We start from the raw sequence: 19,335 nt of genomic DNA on the forward strand, positions 1-19,335 counted from the left end.
TAATTAATCAACATTCAAAGGTGGAACGGGCTTACCCTGACGTTGGTAAAAATCCACAACGAAGTGCTCTAATTTACCCTCTTCGATAGCCTGCCGTAAACCAGCCATTAAACGCTGATAGTATCGCAAGTTATGAATCGTATTGAGACGAGCCCCCAGTATTTCGTTGCAACGGTCAAGATGATGCAAGTACGCACGTGAATAATTGCGACAAGTGTAGCAATCACACTCTTCATCCAGCGGACCGGTATCACTCTTGTACTTCGCGTTGCGGATTTTCACTACACCATTGGTCACAAATAAGTGGCCGTTACGGGCATTACGTGTAGGCATGACACAGTCGAACATATCAATACCGCGACGAACGCCTTCCACCAGGTCTTCCGGTTTCCCGACACCCATCAGGTAGCGAGGTTTATCCGCAGGAATTTGTGGGCAAACATGTTCCAGAATACGGTGCATATCTGCTTTTGGCTCACCCACAGCCAGGCCGCCGACAGCGTAGCCATCAAAGCCTATCTCTACCAGCCCTTTAACAGAGATATCTCGTAAATCTTCGTAAACACTGCCCTGAATAATGCCAAATAACGCGTTTTTATTCCCAAGGGAATCAAAGCGATTACGGCTACGCTTCGCCCAACGTAATGACATTTCCATAGAACGTTTCGCATAATCCCAGTCGGCCGGGTAAGGTGTACATTCATCGAAGATCATCACGATATCAGAACCGAGATCATACTGAATTTCCATGGATTTTTCAGGATCGAGGAAAATCGGATCGCCGTTGATCGGGTTGCGGAAATGCACGCCGTCTTCAGTTATCTTGCGGATATCACCAAGGCTGAATACCTGGAAACCACCTGAATCCGTCAGGATCGGGCCTTTCCACTGCATGAAGTCATGCAAATCGCCATGCAGCTTCATAATTTCCTGGCCAGGACGCAGCCACAGGTGAAAGGTATTGCCCAAAATAATTTGTGCACCAGTGGCTTCGACTTCTTCCGGAGTCATACCTTTTACGGTGCCATACGTACCAACAGGCATAAATGCAGGGGTTTCCACTACCCCACGTTCGAACACCAATTTACCGCGACGGGCAAGGCCATCGGTGTTTTTTAATTCAAATTTCACATATCCTCCGCATCAGAGAAACAGTCTGATGGTTAATCAACCACAGCAGTACCACTGCTTGTGGGCTATCATTTTTACCTGGTTTCAGGCAAGACCCGCCAGAGACAAAAACGCTCCGCATAGCACTACGCGAAGCGTCTGGCTGGTAAAACACCCGGTATAAAGCTGCTACAGCTTATTCCCCAGGTCGTTCATTAATGGCTTCGGGATTGTACGTGATAAACATCGCATCCCCATAGCTAAAAAAGCGATACTCGGATTTTACAGCCTCATGGTAAGCATGCATGGTGTGCTGGTAACCGGCAAAAGCAGAGACCAGCATAATCAGAGTGGATTCGGGTAAGTGGAAGTTGGTAATCAGCGCATCGATGACCTGATACTGGTAACCCGGGTAAATAAAGATTTGCGTATCACCGAAGAAAGGCGCTATCAGGGCATCTTTTGCTGCCGTGGCCGCACTTTCCAGTGAGCGTACAGAGGTGGTTCCTACCGCAATCACTCGGTTGCCACGCGCTTTGGCGGCCAGTACGGCATCAACGACTTCTTGCGGCACTTCTGCATATTCCGAATGCATAATGTGGTCTTCGATACTGTCCACCCGCACTGGCTGGAAAGTCCCTGCGCCAACATGTAACGTGACAAAAGCCATTTCCACACCTTTCTCACGCAATGCCGCCAGCAGTGGTTCATCAAAATGCAGGCCTGCGGTAGGAGCAGCTACTGCCCCCGGGCGCTCACTGTATACTGTCTGATAAAGTTCTTTATCTGCTTCTTCATCTGGCCGGTCAATATATGGCGGCAACGGCATGTGACCAATCTGGTTTAAGATATCCAGTACAGGTCGGCTTTCTTCAAATACCACTTCAAATAACGCATCATGGCGTGCCACCATGGTCGCTTTAATGCTTTCGTCATCTCCCAGCAACAGCTCAGCGCCAGGTTTCGGGGCTTTGGATGCCCGAATATGTGCCAGCACACGATGCTCATCCAGCATCCGTTCAACCAGCAATTCAATTTTGCCGCCACTGGCTTTTTTGCCAAATAAACGTGCCGGGATCACGCGGGTGTTATTGAACACCAGTAAATCACCGGGGTTGAGTTTATCGAGCAAGTCGGTGAAAGTACCGTGCGTGAGAGCACCCGTTGGCCCGTCAAGGGACAGTAACCGGCAGGCACTGCGCTGAGCTTGTGGGTAGTGGGCAATTAAGGATTCGGGTAATTCAAAAGAAAAATCGGCAACACGCATGGCTCTTCACTTAGACTTAAAAACAGGCGGCTTAGTCTAGTGCCAGGGGCGTTTCCCTGCAACCACCAGCCGCAAATCCGTTACAGAGTGGTTTTATGAATTTTCTTGCACACTTGCACCTGGCGCACCTCGCTGAGAGTTCGCTGCCTGGTAATTTGATGGCTGATTTTGTTCGCGGTAAACCAGATGGTATCTACCCGCCTGCATTATCAGCAGGTATTCACCTCCATCGGCGTATTGATGTTTTTACCGATAATTTGCCTGAAGTGAAGCTGGCCTGTTCCTGGTTTCGTCCACAAACCAGGCGGGTTGCACCTGTCAGCCTGGACGTAATGTGGGATCATTTTCTTTCCCGTAACTGGGCTCAGTTATCTCCCGAACATTCACTGCCTGATTTTATTGATCACGCAAGGGAAACCATTGCCCCCGTACTGCCGGATTCACCAGAGCGTTTTATAAACCTTAACAGGTACCTTTGGGCTGAGCGCTGGCTGGAGCGCTACAGCGATATGGCATTTATTGCTTCTGTACTTAACGGGATGGCAAATCGCCGCCCACGCCTGGCGAGCTTGCGTGATTCATGGCATGACCTGGATACACACTATGCGGAGCTGGAAACATTATTCTGGCAGTTTTATCCGGCGATGATGGAGAAAGCACAGAATAAGCTGTTGTAAAAAAACGCAACCTGAAATCCTGGCGTTAAATTAATGGTGCCAGTAATTTAAACTCTGCATACAAGCAGAGCGCCCCGTATTCACTAGCGGTTGCCGGTGCGTGAAATCGTGCGTCATGTTTTGTTCAGGGGATTTTTCACGCTTTGCTGGCACCACTTTTCACACGAAAAACATTTTTGCCCGAAACTCGGGCCGCCAACATTCTCTCACTCCACCAAGGCCAGGCCATTCTTCTCTTATGAGTCATTTTCCCCCTTCACTCAAGCTCAGGGGCAGAATGCCGATATTCATTCTGGTTATTACGAAAAAAGGAGAAAATAATGGCAACCATCAGCTCGTCTGTGACGTCAGCTGTGCAGAGTAGCTACAGTTCGTCTGTTTCATCCGGTAGCGATGTATCGGGGCAAATCAGCCGAATTCGTCAGCAAATCACTCAACTCACTCAACAGCTGAAAGATCTGTCAAGTTCTGATGCAGATGCAGATACCAAAGAGAAGCAACAGGAGCTTATTCAGTCCGAAATTGAAATGTTGCAGGCTCAACTGGCGCAGCTTGAGCAGCAACAAGCTCAAAAATCAGTAACCAGCCAAAATCAAAGCCAATACCAAGTTCAGGCTGAGAAAAGGGCTGAAGGCGTAAACTATCCTTCTGCAACAAACAAGATTGATATTTACGTATAACCCGGTCCTGATTGATACAAAGGATCATTTTCCCGGGCCTGGTCAAGTTGACAGGCCTGTTCTGCTATCACAGACCAAATAGCCTCTGCAGCAGCAGAAAGTGAACGGTTTTTACGGCGAATAAGCATTATTTTGCGCTCGATAACCGGCTTCAGCTGCCTGACAACCAGTGAGTTACCTCCTGGAAGTGGCAACGCCAGAGCAGGCAAAATACTAATGCCAATACCCGCTTCAACCATTGGGAACAGTGTCGCGGGGTGGCCTATTTGCTGAACAATATGCGGCTCAATATTTTGATCGGCAAACGCCGTATCAATAAGCGGCCTGCTACCTGAAGCATAATCCTGTAACACCAACTTATGCCCGGCGAGATCACGCCAAAAAATGTCAGTTTTCTGGTTTAGGAAATTGTCACAGCGACACAGCAAAAAGAACGGTTCAGACAATACCGTGGTGCATAACAAATCGGTGACTGATCCCGGGTCGATAACAATGCCAAAATCCACCTCCCCCTGGCGAACACTTTCCAGAACCCACTGTTGCGGGCGGTCATGCAGCATAAAAGTGATGTCAGGAAATTGCTGCTGACTTTGAGCAATAGATTGTGGCATCAGATGTGCAGAAATAGTTTGGCTGGCGGCAACTCTGACAATGCCACTTAATGTGTGGCTATGAGCCCGGCTGTCGAGTAAAACACTGTGCAGCTCATCCAATACGCGAGACAGACTCATTGCCATTTGTTGCCCGGCTTCTGTTAGCACCACTTCACGTGTGGTTCTGTCCAGCAGTTTAACTTCAAGCGCTTGTTCAAGTTCTTTAACACTATGGCTTACAGCTGACTGGCTCAATCCAATTTCTTCCCCGGCACGGCTAAAACTCTGAGTGCGGGCAACAGCCACAAAGATACGTAACTGGCGCAATGTATAATTCATTTAACTTCCTCATGAATTCATGAAATCAATCAATTTTATTTCTTAAAGATAACCGGGCACAATCCTGACTGTTAACTTTGCGTTCTCTTTGCCCTGCCATTGCGCGCAAGGCATTAAATATAAAGAAGGTTTTCCTGATGAAAATACTGCGCATACTCGATCCTTTTACACTGACACTGGTATGTACAGTGCTGTTAGCTACCTTTCTGCCTGCTCAAGGGCACTATGTTGGCTTTTTCGATGGACTGACTGACGCGGCGATTGCCCTGCTGTTTTTTATGCATGGAGCCAAACTGTCCCGTGAAGCAATTATGGCGGGTGGTAGCCACTGGCGGTTGCATCTGTGGGTAATGTGCAGCACGTTCGTCTTATTCCCGATACTGGGTGTGTTATTTGCCTGGTGGGCTCCCTTTCCTGTCAGCCCAGAGCTGTATAACGGTTTTCTCTACCTGTGTATTCTGCCCGCCACAGTCCAATCCGCTATCGCGTTTACTTCGCTGGCTGGCGGTAATGTTGCTGCGGCAGTCTGTGCCGCTTCAGCATCCAGTCTATTAGGGATATTCCTGTCGCCGTTACTGGTCGGTTTGGTGATGAATGTACACGGCTCAAGTGGTTCCACCCTGCACCAGGTGGGTTCAATTATGCTGCAATTGTTACTGCCTTTTGTTCTGGGACACTTGTCTCGCCCACTGACAGCCGGCTTTGTTACCCGCCATAAAAAATGGATTGGCAAAACAGACCAGACGTCCATATTACTGGTGGTTTACACCGCATTCAGCGAAGCCGTGACTCACGGTATCTGGCACCAGGTGGGGTTGGGCAGCCTGCTGTTTATTATCGGCAGCAGCCTGGTATTACTGGCTATTGTTATCTTCGTGAATATTCAGGTTGCCCGCCGTGCCGGGTTTAATAAAGCAGATGAAATCACTATTGTGTTCTGTGGTTCGAAAAAGAGCCTGGCAAATGGTATTCCCATGGCGAATATTCTGTTTCCGGCAGCAACAGTTGGGATCATGGTGCTGCCATTGATGTTGTTTCACCAGATTCAGCTTATGACATGCGCTATGCTGGCACGCCGGTATAAACGCAAAGCAGAACAGGAAACCCATCTGGCGAGCCAAAAAACGGCCCGCTCGGTAGTAGAAGGTTAGCGAGAACGGCGTAAGGGCTGCACCAGAGAAGTCAGCCCTTCGGTTTTAATCAACAGCGCCAGCGACATAAGCTCACCCAGTTGCCCGGCAGGAAAAGCCTCCTTGCGGGCAAACCACAATAAATAATCCTCGGGCAGGTCAATCAATACCCGCCCTTTGTATTTGCCAAACGGCATCACCGTATTGGCAACCTCAACCAGTTGGGCTTTATCCATAGTTACACGCCTAATAAACGGAGCATTTCTGCTTCATCTATTACATCAATGCCCAGTTCCTGTGCTTTCTGCAATTTGGAACCGGCCGCTTCTCCGGCAATAACCAGATCAGTTTTTTTCGAGACACTGCCACTGACTTTAGCACCCAATGCAGCCAGGCGTGCTTTGGCATCATCGCGGGACATCTGGCTTAGGGAGCCAGTCAGAACCACTGTTTTCCCGGCAAAGGGGCTGTCTATCTCTTCAGGCTTCACCACAACTGGGGCAGGCCAGGTAATTCCTGCTTTATGAATCAGTTGTTCAATGACATCCCGGTTGCGCTGTTCCAGGAAGAAATTGTGTACATGGGTGGCAACCACAATGCCCACGTCAGGCACTTGTTGCAATTGCTCAACCGAAGCCGCCATTAAGGCCTCCAGTGTGCCAAAATGTGCTGCCAAACCTGCTGCCGTTGCTTCACCTACTTCACGAATACCCAGCGCATAGAGAAAACGGGCAAAAGTCGTTTGCTTTGCCTTTTCCAGCGCATTAATTACATTTTGAGCTGATTTCGGGCCCATGCGGTCAAGGCCGGTAAGTTTGCCAGCAGACAAAGTAAACAGGTCCGCTGGGTTATCGATGTACTCTTTTTCCACCAACTGGTCGATGATTTTGTCGCCCATACCATCGACATCCAATGCACGGCGCGAGACAAAATGTTTCAGTGCTTCTTTGCGTTGTGCTGCACATATTAAACCACCGGTGCAGCGTGCTACGGCTTCACCTTCAACCCGTTCTACATCTGAGCCGCACACCGGGCAATGCGCCGGGAATTCAATTACACGGGTATCTTCCGGGCGTTCAGAGAGCACTACGTTCACAACCTGTGGAATGACATCACCTGCACGGCGAATAACAACGGTATCACCAATACGCAGGCCGAGCCGCTCGATTTCATCGGCATTATGCAGCGTAGCATTACTGACCAGCACCCCGGCAACCTGCACCGGTTCAAGACGCGCCACCGGAGTGATTGCACCTGTACGACCGACCTGAAATTCAACATCCCGAACCGTCGTCATCTGTTCCTGGGCCGGGAATTTAAATGCCACCGCCCAGCGCGGTGCGCGTGCCACAAACCCCAGTTGTTCTTGCTGTGCCAGTGAGTCTACTTTAATCACAACACCATCGATGTCGAACCCGAGCTTAGGGCGTGTTTCTTCGACGTGGCGGTAAAACTCCAGCACCGCCTCTGGTGAATGGCACAAACGAATGCGGTCGCTTACAGGTAACCCCCAGGCTTTGAACTGCTGCAAACGCGCCATATGGCTCGCAGGAAGCTCACCACCTTCAAGTACACCCACACCATAACAGAAGAAAGTGAGTGGCCGCTTCGCAGTAATACGGGAATCAAGCTGGCGCAATGAGCCCGCGGCAGCATTACGAGGGTTTGCAAAAACTTTCCCACCAGTGCGGCGTGCGTCATCATTAATTTTTTCGAAACCAGCCTGCGGCAAAAAGACTTCACCACGCACCTCGAGACGTGCAGGGATGTTATCTCCCTGCAAGCGCAATGGAATGGCCCGGATGGTTTTCACGTTCGCGGTAATATTTTCCCCTGTAGTGCCATCACCACGGGTCGCGGCCTGAACCAGCACACCATTTTCATACAGTAAACTGACTGCCAGCCCATCCAACTTGAGCTCACAACAGTACACTACTTCCTGCGTGTCGCTCAGACGGTCACGGATACGTTTATTGAAAGCAAGAAAGCTCTCTTCATCGAACACGTTGTCCAGCGAAAGCATGGGGACTTCATGGGTGACCTGGGTAAAGGCCGTTAAAGGAGCTGCTCCGACTCTCTGAGTGGGAGAGTCCGGGGTCACCATTTCTGGATGAGCGGTTTCCAGCTCACGTAATTCGCGCATCAGCCGATCATATTCGGCATCCGGAATTTCCGGTGCGTCCATAACGTGATAAAGGTATTCGTGATGGCGAAGTGTGGTTCGCAGTTGATTAAGTTTTTGTTCGATAGGTTCCATAGCACACCATCAATATAAAAAACCCCCGACTAGCGGGGGCCTTGTTAAGAAAAGCAGAAATGTTACGCGTTGGCCTCTTTCACTTCGCGAATCAGATCCTGATACTCACGCAGTTTCTGTGGCGTCATCATCCGGCGCTGATCATCCATCACTACACCACCCATTTCATCAGCAATGTGTTGTGCAGACTGGAGCATCAGCTTGAAGTTTTGCGAGGCATCCCCATAAGAAGGAACCTGCATAAAGATTGTCACACCGGGTGTCACGAAGGTCGACATTTCATCAAGGCTGAATGAGCCGGGTTTAACCATATTAGCCAGGCTGAACAGAACCGGTCCACTACCATCCGGGCTGAGGTGCCGGTGGAAAATATTCATTTCGCCAAACTGGAACCCAGCCTGCTGAATACTATTCAGTAACGCTTCACCATCAAATTGCCCCCCGGTATGTGAAGAGACGTTCATAATGATGACGGCCTCTTTCGTTTGCGGTTTGGCTTCGGTTTGCGGAGCAGTATGCTCCTGCTGAACCGGTTGCGGTGCGGGTTCTGCCTGAGGAGCCGGTTCCGGCTCACGATGAACAGGCTCACGATAATGCGACACTTCCACATCAACGTGTTTCTGTGGTTGCGGATGGCGCACGGGCTCCGGCGCTGGCTGAGCATGAGTTACAGGCTGAGCCGGGCGCGCGACAGGCTCGCGGTGCTCAGGTTCTCTTTCCGGCTGGGGCGCAGGTGGCTGCTGCGCTGGAGGCTGGCGACGAGGTTGCGCCGACTCATAAGGCGGCTGATAGTTGTGCTGAGGTGTGGGTGGGGCTACAGTCTCGTTGTGGTGTTCAGGGGTTACCCGGTGAACACGAACTTCGCCAACACCTTCTTCCTCGTCGTCGTAATTTTCACTGTCTTCGTCGTCATGCAACGACTTCATCCGTTTTAAAGGGCGATCGCGGAACACGGAAGAGCGCTCTTTACGGCTGGTCCACAACCCATGGACCAGTAACGCAATAATCGCAATCGCACCAACAATGATTAATATCAGACGCAAATCCTGCATCATTATATTCTCGGTTGTTCTAACACCTTGCCACAGCGGCAAACATTTACTCACTAAGAGTATTTGTCCATCACAACAAGTGCAAGTGCGGGCGCGTTTTTCCAGACAGAAAGATGAAATAAAACGTGTTTTTTGCTGATTTTTCGACCACTTCCCAATTCCTTATGCTAACTACCCAACAAATTTTTCAGCATAGTCCATATTAGCTTCGGACTTCGACGGCTTGAAGTTTGGGCCGGTTTCAGGGTTATGATACACGGGCGATATAATCCGGATGACTCAAGGAGTACCACCCAACATGGTTTCATCATCCCCTGCTGCTTCGCGGAGCGGCATTTTTTATTTTTCCCAAGGATGGAAACTCATTACAGCACCAGGCATTCGCAGGTTCGTTTTTCTGCCTTTACTGGTAAATATTGTGTTGATGGGCACAGCATTTGGTTGGCTGTTTACCCGGCTTGATCAGTGGATACCAGCCCTGCTGAGCCATGTTCCCAACTGGTTACAATGGCTGAGCTATTTACTCTGGCCACTGGCTGTCATCTCTATTTTACTTATCTTTGGCTACTTTTTCTCAACCATCGCCAACTGGATAGCCGCACCTTTTAATGGGTTGCTGGCTGAACAACTGGAAGCACGCCTGACAGGCAATACGCCACCAGATGCCGGCTTGTTAGACATTGCAAAAGATGTCCCGCGCATCATGAAGCGTGAATGGCAAAAACTGACCTGGTATTTGCCCAGAGCAATTGTCCTGTTATTACTCTATCTGATTCCGGGGATAGGCCAAACCCTGGCCCCAATATTGTGGTTTTTGTTCAGTGCCTGGATGCTTTCAATTCAGTACTGTGATTACCCTTTTGATAACCACAAAGTGCCTTTTAAAGAGATGCGCGTGGCTCTGCGTAGCCGCAAAATAATGAATATGCAATTTGGTGCGCTGGTAAGCCTGTGTACTTTAGTTCCGGTGCTTAACCTGGTCATCATGCCAGTTGCTGTATGTGGCGCAACGGCTATGTGGGTTGATCAGTATCGTGCCAAACATGGTCGTTGGCCTTCAGCCCAATAAATACGTTTTTATGGCCCACTCATACGTGGGCCTCGTTTCAACCTGTCGTTACCTGTGCCAGGTTTGCACTAAAGGCAACTTATGCCATCCTTTATTCCATCCTGCTTGTTATTATTTCTCATCTGAATATAGATATGCGAAATCCGTCCTTCACCCGCGATGCTGAGAAGGTATGCTGGGACGGTTCCCAAATTTCATACAGTTAAGGACTGGCTATGAGTAAGATTTATGAAGACAACTCACTGACGATTGGTCATACGCCGTTAGTTCGCCTCAACCGCATCGGTAACGGTAAAATTCTGGCTAAAGTCGAATCCCGTAACCCGAGCTTTAGCGTGAAATGCCGTATCGGTGCCAATATGATTTGGGATGCCGAAAAACGCGGCGTACTGAGACCCGGCGTGGAGCTGGTTGAACCTACCAGCGGTAATACAGGTATTGCGCTGGCTTATGTTGCCGCCGCCCGCGGTTACAAGTTAACGCTGACTATGCCTGAAAGCATGAGTATTGAGCGTCGCAAATTGCTCAAAGCACTTGGCGCGAATTTGGTACTCACCGAAGGCCCGAAAGGGATGAAGGGCGCGATTCAGAAAGCAGAAGAAATTGTTGCCAGCAACCCGGAAAAATACCTGCTGCTTCAGCAATTCAGTAACCCGGCAAACCCAGAAATTCATGAAAAAACCACCGGCCCTGAAATCTGGGAAGATACCGACGGCCAGGTTGATGTGTTTATTGCAGGTGTCGGTACTGGCGGTACCCTGACCGGCGTAACGCGTTACATCAAAAACACCAAAGGCAAGAAAGACCTTATTAGTGTGGCGGTAGAGCCAACTGATTCCCCGGTTATCACCCAGGCGCTGGCTGGCGATGAAATCAAACCAGGTCCGCATAAAATCCAGGGTATTGGTGCTGGCTTTATTCCGGGCAACCTCGACCTGAAACTGGTCGATAAAGTGGTAACCATCACTAACGACGAAGCTATCTCCACCGCACGCCGTCTGATGGAAGAAGAAGGTATTCTTGCTGGCATATCTTCCGGTGCGGCTGTTGCAGCAGCATTGAAGCTTCAGGAAGACGAAGCCTTTATCAATAAGAATATTGTTGTTATTCTTCCTTCATCCGGCGAACGTTATCTCAGCACAGCATTGTTTGCAGATTTGTTCACAGAGAAAGAACTGCAACAGTGATGCCATCCCTGGTAAAGTGAATAAAAAAGCACCTGGATGGGTGCTTTTTTGTGGCGCAGTTCAAATTTTTACGCTAACCAGCATTGCTTCATTTGCCCTGGTCTGGTATTTAACCTGCAACTTTATTTCGAAGCTCGAAATTAATCGCTAATCCGTGTTCTGGTTTGCTGAATCGATTTACTGATTTGTTACAGGTTACACATTAGCGGCATAATACATAATGTTTCAGACGAGCGATGTGCAGGGCAGCCAGCCAGCGCTATTTAGCGCTTTTCTGCTTTTGACACGGTTTGTCTACGCGCAAGCGACAGATACAAGCTAAAGTTATGCTACACGGCTCTACTTTAGATCCAGACACTAAACCTATAAGTTGGGGAAAAACAATGTTCCAGCAAGAAGTTACCATTACCGCTCCGAACGGTCTTCACACCCGCCCTGCCGCCCAGTTTGTTAAAGAAGCAAAAAGCTTTAACGCCGAAATCACTGTGACTTCCAATGGCAAAAGCGCCAGCGCTAAAAGCCTGTTCAAACTGCAAACTCTGGGTCTGACTCAGGGCACCGTTGTTACTATCTCTGCTGAAGGCGACGACGAACAAAAAGCAGTTGAACATCTGGTTAAACTGATGGCGGAACTCGAATAAGTTTTTTGTTATTCGAGCGAATTCTCTATATCAGTCACAAGTAAGGTAGGGTTATGATTTCAGGCATTTTAGCATCCCCGGGTATTGCTTTTGGTAAAGCGCTGCTTCTGAAAGAAGATGAGATTGTCATCGACCGGAAAAAGATTTCTGCCGACAAAGTCGACCAGGAAGTTGAGCGCTTTCTGAATGGCCGCGCAAAAGCTGCGGCACAGTTAGAAGCCATCAAAATCAAGGCTGGCGAAACGTTTGGTGAAGAAAAAGAAGCCATCTTCGAAGGCCACATTATGTTGCTGGAAGATGAGGAGCTGGAGCAGGAAATCATAGCCCTGATTAAAGATAAACTGGTTACTGCTGATGCAGCAGCTAACGAAGTTATCGAAGGTCAGGCTACCGCCCTGGAAGAGCTGGACGACGAATACCTCAAAGAACGTGCCGCGGACGTTCGTGACATCGGTAAGCGTTTGCTGCGTAACATTCTGGGCCTGGCTATTATCGATTTAAGTTCAATTCAGGACGAAGTCATCCTGGTTGCCGCTGATCTGACGCCGTCAGAAACAGCACAGTTAAACCTGAAGAAAGTGCTCGGCTTTATCACCGATTTAGGTGGCCGTACTTCCCATACTTCTATCATGGCGCGTTCTTTGGAACTGCCTGCCATTGTGGGTACTGGCGATGTAACCACTCAGGTTAAAAATGGCGATTATCTGGTTCTGGATGCAGTAAACAACAAAGTTTACGTTAACCCGGACAACGAAGAGATCGAAGCGTTGCGTGCAGCTCAGGCTCAGGTTGCTGAAGAAAAAGCTGAGCTGGCAAAATTGAAAGACCTGCCTGCTATCACTCTTGATGGCCACCAGGTAGAAGTCTGTGCCAACATCGGTACTGTGCGTGATGTCGCTGGTGCTGAACGCAATGGCGCGGAAGGTGTTGGCCTGTACCGTACTGAATTCCTGTTCATGGACCGTGACGCACTGCCCACTGAAGACGAACAATTTGAAGCCTATAAAGCCGTTGCTCTGGCATGTGGCGACCAGGCTGTAATTGTCCGTACCATGGACATCGGTGGCGATAAAGAGCTGCCTTACATGAACTTTCCGAAAGAAGAGAACCCGTTCCTTGGGTGGCGTGCAGTACGTATCGCTCTGGATCGTCGCGAAATTCTGCGTGACCAGTTGCGTGCCATTCTGCGTGCTTCTGCTTTCGGCAAACTGCGCATCATGTTCCCAATGATTATTTCCGTTGAGGAAGTGCGCGAACTGCGTGCCGCTCTGGAGTCTTACAAAGACGAGCTGCGTGCTGAAGACAAAGCATTTAATGAAAATATTGAAATCGGCGTAATGGTGGAAACACCTGCTGCGGCAACAATCGCACGTCATCTGGCGAAAGAAGTCGATTTCTTTAGTATCGGTACCAACGATTTAACACAGTATACTCTGGCGGTTGACCGTGGTAATGATATGATTTCACATCTTTACCAGCCGATGTCACCGTCTGTACTGAACCTGATCAAGCAAGTTATTGATGCATCTCATGCAGAAGGTAAGTGGACAGGTATGTGTGGCGAGCTTGCTGGCGATGAACGTGCTACACTTCTGTTGCTGGGGATGGGCCTCGACGAATTCAGTATGAGTTCCATTTCTATCCCGCGCATCAAGAAGATTATTCGTAACACGAACTTCGAAGATGCCAAGGTTTTAGCAGAGCAGGCTCTTGCTCAACCGACTACGGACGAGTTAATGAAGCTGGTTAACAAGTTCATTGAAGAAAAAACTATCTGCTAATCCACGAGATGCGGCCCAATTACTGCTTAGGAGAAGATCATGGGTTTGTTTGATAAACTGAAATCTCTGGTTTCCGATGATAAAAAAGATACCGGGACTATTGAGATTATTGCTCCGCTGTCTGGTGAAATCGTAAACATCGAAGATGTACCGGATGTGGTGTTTGCTGAAAAAATTGTGGGTGATGGTATTGCTATCAAACCGAATGGTAACAAAATGGTTGCCCCGGTTGACGGCACTATCGGCAAAATTTTTGAAACTAACCATGCCTTCTCTATTGAATCTGACTCTGGCATCGAACTGTTCGTTCACTTCGGTATCGACACTGTCGAACTGAAAGGCGAAGGTTTCAAACGTATTGCTGAAGAAGGTCAGCGCGTGAAAGCCGGTGACACTGTCATCGAATTCGATTTGCCATTGCTGGAAGAAAAAGCAAAATCCACACTGACTCCGGTTGTCATCTCTAATATGGATGAAATCAAAGAGCTGGTGAAACTGACTGGTTCTGTAACTGTGGGTGAAACTCCGGTTATCCGCATCAAAAAATAACCAGACCTTTTCTGTAAAAACGGCACCTCAGGGTGCCGTTTTTTTTATAACTGGAAAGGTAACTTAAATCCCGGCACCTTGTGTGTAGTGCTCTTCGCCAAATACCCCGGTAGACAAGTAACGATCCCCCCGGTCGCAGATAATAGCCACCACCAGCGCATTGGGGTTTTCTTTGGCCACACGCAATGCCCCAGCCACTGCCCCGCCAGAGCTAACACCACAGAACAGGCCTTCTGTTGCTGCCAGTGTACGCATGGTGTTTTCCGCGTCAATCTGGTTTATATCCAGCACCTGGTCAACCAGAGACGCATCAAAAATGCCTGGCATCCAGGCGGCAGGCCAGCGGCGAATACCGGGAATGCTGCTCCCTTCTTCCGGTTGCAGGCCAACAATACGCACAGTACCAGACTGGCTTTTTAAATAACGAGCCGTTCCCGTAATCGTACCAGTGGTACCCATGCTGGAAACAAAATGGGTAATTTTCCCCTCAGTCTGCTGCCAAATCTCCGGCCCGGTGGTGGTGAAATGTGCCAGCGGATTATCCGGATTATTAAACTGGTCGAGAATTTTCCCCTCGCCATTGTCTGCCATGCTCTGAGCCAGTTCCCGCGCACCTTCCATGCCCTGCTCCCGGCTCACCAGAATCAGCTCTGCGCCATAGGCCTGCATAGCTGCTTTGCGTTCCTGGCTCATATTGGCTGGCATCAGCAGCTTCATTTTGTAGCCTTTCATGGCGGCAATCATCGCCAGCGCAATACCCGTATTACCACTGGTTGCTTCAATTAGTGTATCGCCAGGTGCAATATCACCACGTTTTTCAGCCTGGGTAATCATAAACAGCGCGGCACGGTCTTTTACGGAGCCTGCCGGGTTGTTACCTTCCAGTTTTACCCAAATTTCACTGCCGTTATTCAGCCTTGTGTGCTGCAAGCGCACCAACGGCGTATGACCAATGGTCTGTTCAAGTATCATTGCGCGATTTTTCCCAATAAAAAAACGGCCTTGCGGCCGCTTAAAGGTATGCTTATAAAACTATCAGGCTGATTGAGCCAGAGCAAGGCTCTCAATGCGCAAATCGCCGTGGTAAATACGCGCATGTTGCAGCCCCACAAATAAACGCTCACCCCGTTGTGGCACCACGTCATCACGCATGACAACGGTAAGAGGATCTGTGTACCAGCCAACCGGCTGCACAACTAATTGCATATAGTGCCCTTTGGGGCTGACTTCCAGTACCTGGACCGGTAACGGAGAATCCAGGCTGGTCCGGCGGCTGACATCCACTTCCCACGGGCGCAGGAACAAGTCCACCGGGCCTTGATAACCAGGAGTGAAGCCTAGCGGCCAACGGTGAGCGCCAACATGAAATTGGCTACCCTGTACCGAGCCTTTCAGGCGGTTCACTTCACCAAGGAATTCGAGAACAAAGCGTGTGGCCGGCTCACGCCAGACTTGCTGAGGTGCATCAGCCTGTTCAATATTCCCCTGGCTCATCACAACAACCCGGTCGGCAATTTCCATCGCTTCTTCCTGGTCGTGAGTAACAAACACGCTGGTAAATTTCAGTTCTTCATGCAACTGGCGCAACCAGCGGCGCAATTCCATACGCACCTGGGCATCCAGTGCGCCAAAAGGTTCATCGAGCAGCAGAATTTGTGGTTCTACCGCCAGGGCACGAGCCAAAGCTACACGCTGTTTTTGCCCACCGGAAAGTTGAGCAGGGAAACGGTCAGCCAGGTGAGAGAGCTGAACCATTTCCAGTAAATTAGTCACTTTTTGTTTAATTACGGCGGCTGACGGACGCTCACGGCGTGGCAACACCGATAAGCCGAATGCAATGTTGTCGAACACCGTCATATGGCGAAACAGTGCATAATGTTGGAACACAAAACCAACCCGCCGGTCGCGCGCATGCAGCTTGCTGACATCATTGCCATGAAAGCTGATACGGCCACTGGACTGGTGTTCAAGGCCCGCAATTATCCGCAACAGAGTGGTTTTCCCGGAACCAGAAGGACCAAGCAGCGCCACCATTTGCCCGCCTGGAATATCCAGCGAGATATCATTCAGCACCTGAGTCCGGCCAAAAGATTTTTTGATGTTGTTTATCTCAATGCTCACTATTACCTTCCTGTTGCAGGTGTTTTTCCTGGCTATTCAGGCGCCACTGCACTGCACTTTTCAAAAACAGAGTCAAAATTGCAATTAATGTCAGTAAGGCGGCGGCAGTAAATGCCCCCACCGTATTGTAATCCTGTTCCAGCATCTCTATTTGCAGTGGCAAAGACAGCGTTTCGCCACGAATAGACCCGGAAACCACTGATACCGCGCCAAACTCACCAATCGCTCGTGCGTTGGTCAATACAACACCATACAGCAAGGCCCAGCGGATGTTTGGCAGTGTTACCCGGCGGAACATTTGCCAGCCAGATGCACCTAACAGAATCGCGGCTTCATCTTCCTGGCTACCCTGGCTCATCATCACAGGCACCAGTTCACGCACCACGAACGGGCAGGTAACAAACACAGTCACCATAATCATGCCCGGCCAGGCGAACATCAGTTGCAGGTTATGTGCTTCAAGCCAGCTGCCTGCAATACCGTTCGCACCGTAGAACAGCAAGTAAACCAGGCCCGCAACGACTGGTGATACCGCAAAAGGGATATCCAGCAGTGTCAGCATTAACTGGCGGCCAGGGAAGGTAAAACGGGTTACCAGCCAGGCAAGCAATGTACCGAACACCAGGTTGACCGGTACGGTGATAACAGCAATCAACAACGTTAACCAGATAGCATTACGCATATCGGGATCAACCAGGTTTTGCAGAACCGGCATAATGCCTTTAGAAAAGGCGATGGCAAAAATAGATGCCATTGGCACCACAAGAATAAAGGCTGAAATCACCACACCCAGGCCAATCAGCGACCATTTCCCCCAGTTGATGGGTTCACGCCGGGGACGCAATTGTGAAATATTTGCCATTAATGCCCTACCACACGCCGACCAAAGCGACTCTGTAACGTGTTAATCCCAAACAGCAAAATCAGTGATGCTGCCAGAATAACGGAAGCAATTGCACTGGCTGCTGGGTAATCAAACTCTTGTAAGCGCACAAAAATCATTAATGATGTCACTTCTGTTTTCCAGGCAATGTTGCCAGCAATAAAAATGACTGCGCCAAATTCACCCAGGCTGCGGGTGAACGATAATGCGATACCCGCAATTAACGCCGGTGATAACTCAGGCATGACTACACGGCGGAAAGTCTGCCAGCGGGTGGCGCCCAGGGTTTCTGCCGCTTCTTCATATTCCGGCCCTAACTCTTCCAGCACTGGCTGCACAGTACGTACAACAAAAGGAATACTGGTAAAAGCCATAGCAACCGCAATACCCAACCAGGTATAGGTAACTTTGATGCCAAAATGCCCCAGCCATTCACCATAGATGCCATTAACTGAAAACAGCGAGGCCAGCGTCAACCCAGCAACCGCAGTGGGCAACGCAAACGGTAAATCCATTAAGGCATCCAGCAGGCTACGCCCGGGAAATTGGTAACGGGTTAGCACCCAGGCCATCAACAAGCCAAACACACCGTTAAACAGGGCGGCCACACCAGCAGACAGCACTGTCACTTTATACGCGGCAACCATCTGCGGGTTTGAAATAACCTGCCAGTACTGCGCCAGTGTCATCTGGCTTAACTGCATCACAAGCGCACTCAGCGGTAATAACAACACCAGGCAGATAAAAAGCAGGCTGGTTCCCATGCTGAGTGTAAAACCCGGCAAAACACGCCGGGAAGAGATAGCGAACATTAGCTACGCCCTGCTGCTAACAACTGATCCAGTTCACCGCCACTGGCAAAATGTTTGCTCATGGCTTCTTTCCACGAACCAAATTTGTCTTCTACGCGGAACAGTTTGGTTTGCGGAAATTTGTCTTTCATTTTGCCCATCAGTTCAGGGTTATTTACCCGGTAGTAATAGCTGGTAATAATTTCCTGCGCTTGTGGGCTATAGAGATAATTCAGGTACGCTTTGGCGGCTTTTTCGGTGCCATTGGCTTTCACGTTACGATCAACCCAGGTCACCGGGAATTCAGCAAGAATATCCACTTTGGGAACCACAACTTCGAACTGCTCGTTCGGGTACTGTTTACGGATATTGTTCACTTCAGATTCAAAGCTAATCAGCACGTCGCCGAGGCCTCGTTCAGCAAATGAAGTCGTTGCCCCACGGCCCCCGGTATCAAATACTTCGACGTTTTTCAGAAACTGGGTCATGAAAGCTTTGGTTTTGGCTTCATCACCGCCGTCAGCCTGGTCGGCTGCGCCCCAGGCGGCAAGATAGGTGTAACGTCCATTGCCTGAAGTTTTCGGGTTCGGGAACACCAGTTTTACATCACTACGGGCCAGGTCGCTCCAGTTGTGAATGTTTTTCGGGTTACCTTTGCGCACCAGAAACGCCATGGTGGAGTAAAACGGCGAACTGTGGTTTGGCAGGCGGCTTTGCCAGTCTGCGGGGATCAGATTGCCTTTGTCATGCAGGATCTGAACATCGGTTACCTGGTTGTAGGTAACAACGTCGGCTTTCAAGCCTTGCAAAATAGCCAGCGCCTGGCGTGATGAACCCGCATGGGATTGCTTGATAGTCAGTTTGTCGCCGTTGTTATCCTGAGCCCACTGTTTCTCAAATGGCGGGTTCAATGACGCGAACAACTCGCGCGCGACATCATAGGAACTGTTCAGCAGCTCTGTAGCATGCGCACTGCCCGACAGGACCAGAGACAGCGCCATTGCACTCAAGACACGTTTTACTGACTTACCCGCCATTTTGCACCTTCACTCAGACCTTATTAAATAGAACTCCAGTGTATTGAGAAGCGAGTCAAAAGTTATAACGGTTTTATATACCGTTTCGTGATTTTCAAGCGCAAAAGGGAATAAGACGAACCAGGCGAAAAAAACGTAGCTACGGTCTTTACCAAAGAGTTAAAAGGGTTA

19 protein-coding genes are annotated in these 19,335 nt (G+C 49.5%); 8 read left to right on the top strand and 11 right to left on the bottom strand.

Translation table 11 applies throughout. The annotated features are described in order from the left end of the window. Positions 1–3: 3 nt before the first annotated feature. Both tgt and queA read right to left on the bottom strand, forming a co-directional pair. The gene (tgt, locus tag LC084_RS16370; protein ID WP_226572243.1) at positions 4–1,131 is read right to left on the bottom strand and encodes a tRNA guanosine(34) transglycosylase Tgt; all 1,128 of its coding nucleotides are present in this window, start codon (positions 1,129–1,131) and stop codon (positions 4–6) included. Positions 1,132–1,306: 175 nt separating this feature from the next. Next, positions 1,307–2,377 carry a tRNA preQ1(34) S-adenosylmethionine ribosyltransferase-isomerase QueA gene (gene queA / locus LC084_RS16375; RefSeq protein ID WP_226572244.1) on the bottom strand — a complete coding sequence of 357 codons (1,071 nt, stop codon included), beginning with the start codon at positions 2,375–2,377 and terminating at the stop codon, positions 1,307–1,309. A 95-nt stretch (positions 2,378–2,472) separates the two neighbouring features. Between queA and acpH the strand changes: the two genes are divergently transcribed. Together acpH and LC084_RS16385 are read left to right on the top strand one after the other, a co-directional pair. After that, complete coding sequence (gene acpH / locus LC084_RS16380; RefSeq protein WP_226572245.1) at positions 2,473–3,054, top strand: ACP phosphodiesterase; 582 nt, start codon at positions 2,473–2,475, stop codon at positions 3,052–3,054. A 320-nt stretch (positions 3,055–3,374) separates the two neighbouring features. Next, entirely contained in the window at positions 3,375–3,734 is a 360-nt protein-coding gene (locus LC084_RS16385; protein ID WP_226572246.1) for a FlxA-like family protein, read from the top strand. On the opposite strand, the gene LC084_RS16390 is transcribed toward LC084_RS16385, so the two are convergent. Next, complete coding sequence (locus LC084_RS16390; RefSeq protein ID WP_226572247.1) at positions 3,725–4,666, bottom strand: LysR family transcriptional regulator; 942 nt, start codon at positions 4,664–4,666, stop codon at positions 3,725–3,727. The two genes, LC084_RS16385 and LC084_RS16390, sit on opposite strands and share 10 nt — an antisense overlap. A gap of 137 nt (positions 4,667–4,803) precedes the next feature. Between LC084_RS16390 and LC084_RS16395 the strand changes: the two genes are divergently transcribed. Continuing rightward, positions 4,804–5,817: a bile acid:sodium symporter family protein gene (locus LC084_RS16395; protein ID WP_226572248.1), complete on the top strand. Its 1,014-nt coding sequence runs from the start codon at positions 4,804–4,806 to the stop codon at positions 5,815–5,817. Here LC084_RS16395 and LC084_RS16400 read toward each other — a convergent pair. The 3 genes from LC084_RS16400 to zipA form a co-directional block, all read right to left on the bottom strand. Next, positions 5,814–6,032: a DUF3820 family protein gene (locus tag LC084_RS16400; RefSeq protein ID WP_226572249.1), complete on the bottom strand. Its 219-nt coding sequence runs from the start codon at positions 6,030–6,032 to the stop codon at positions 5,814–5,816. The genes LC084_RS16395 and LC084_RS16400 overlap by 4 nt on opposite strands. Positions 6,033–6,034: 2 nt before the next feature. Beyond that, complete coding sequence (gene ligA / locus LC084_RS16405; protein WP_226572250.1) at positions 6,035–8,053, bottom strand: NAD-dependent DNA ligase LigA; 2,019 nt, start codon at positions 8,051–8,053, stop codon at positions 6,035–6,037. A 62-nt stretch (positions 8,054–8,115) separates the two neighbouring features. After that, positions 8,116–9,108, bottom strand: a complete 993-nt coding sequence (gene zipA / locus LC084_RS16410) for a cell division protein ZipA (RefSeq protein WP_226572251.1) — start codon at positions 9,106–9,108, stop codon at positions 8,116–8,118. 295 nt (positions 9,109–9,403) lie between these two features. On the opposite strand from zipA, the gene cysZ reads away from it, so the two are divergent. The 5 genes from cysZ to crr all read left to right on the top strand — a co-directional run bounded on the left by cysZ (position 9,404) and on the right by crr (position 14,332). Further along, positions 9,404–10,174: a sulfate transporter CysZ gene (gene cysZ, locus LC084_RS16415; RefSeq protein ID WP_226572252.1), complete on the top strand. Its 771-nt coding sequence runs from the start codon at positions 9,404–9,406 to the stop codon at positions 10,172–10,174. A 215-nt stretch (positions 10,175–10,389) separates the two neighbouring features. Then, positions 10,390–11,361, top strand: coding sequence for a cysteine synthase A (cysK, locus tag LC084_RS16420; protein WP_226572253.1), 972 nt, complete (start codon positions 10,390–10,392; stop codon positions 11,359–11,361). Between the two features lie 383 nt (positions 11,362–11,744). After that, positions 11,745–12,002, top strand: a complete 258-nt coding sequence (gene ptsH, locus LC084_RS16425; protein WP_036116227.1) for a phosphocarrier protein Hpr — start codon at positions 11,745–11,747, stop codon at positions 12,000–12,002. Positions 12,003–12,055: 53 nt separating this feature from the next. After that, complete coding sequence (gene ptsI, locus LC084_RS16430) at positions 12,056–13,783, top strand: phosphoenolpyruvate-protein phosphotransferase PtsI (protein ID WP_226572254.1); 1,728 nt, start codon at positions 12,056–12,058, stop codon at positions 13,781–13,783. A 39-nt stretch (positions 13,784–13,822) separates the two neighbouring features. Beyond that, entirely contained in the window at positions 13,823–14,332 is a 510-nt protein-coding gene (gene crr / locus LC084_RS16435; RefSeq protein WP_036116237.1) for a PTS glucose transporter subunit IIA, read from the top strand. Between the two features lie 63 nt (positions 14,333–14,395). On the opposite strand, the gene cysM is transcribed toward crr, so the two are convergent. From cysM to LC084_RS16460, 5 genes are all read right to left on the bottom strand, one after another. After that, positions 14,396–15,304 (bottom strand): cysteine synthase CysM, encoded by a 909-nt coding sequence (cysM, locus tag LC084_RS16440; protein ID WP_226572255.1) that lies wholly within the window; start codon positions 15,302–15,304, stop codon positions 14,396–14,398. Positions 15,305–15,367: 63 nt separating this feature from the next. Beyond that, the gene (gene cysA, locus LC084_RS16445) at positions 15,368–16,453 is read right to left on the bottom strand and encodes a sulfate/thiosulfate ABC transporter ATP-binding protein CysA (RefSeq protein WP_226572256.1); all 1,086 of its coding nucleotides are present in this window, start codon (positions 16,451–16,453) and stop codon (positions 15,368–15,370) included. Beyond that, positions 16,443–17,315, bottom strand: a complete 873-nt coding sequence (cysW, locus tag LC084_RS16450; protein ID WP_226572257.1) for a sulfate/thiosulfate ABC transporter permease CysW — start codon at positions 17,313–17,315, stop codon at positions 16,443–16,445. Before cysW ends, cysA begins: the two co-directional genes overlap by 11 nt. Continuing rightward, positions 17,315–18,148 (bottom strand): sulfate/thiosulfate ABC transporter permease CysT, encoded by an 834-nt coding sequence (cysT, locus tag LC084_RS16455; protein WP_226572258.1) that lies wholly within the window; start codon positions 18,146–18,148, stop codon positions 17,315–17,317. Before cysT ends, cysW begins: the two co-directional genes overlap by 1 nt. Next, positions 18,148–19,164: a sulfate ABC transporter substrate-binding protein gene (locus LC084_RS16460; RefSeq protein WP_226572259.1), complete on the bottom strand. Its 1,017-nt coding sequence runs from the start codon at positions 19,162–19,164 to the stop codon at positions 18,148–18,150. Before LC084_RS16460 ends, cysT begins: the two co-directional genes overlap by 1 nt. Between the last annotated feature and the right edge of the window lie 171 nt (positions 19,165–19,335).

Source organism: Mangrovibacter yixingensis, assembly GCF_020523985.1.
GTDB classification, from domain to species: domain Bacteria; phylum Pseudomonadota; class Gammaproteobacteria; order Enterobacterales; family Enterobacteriaceae; genus Mangrovibacter; species Mangrovibacter yixingensis.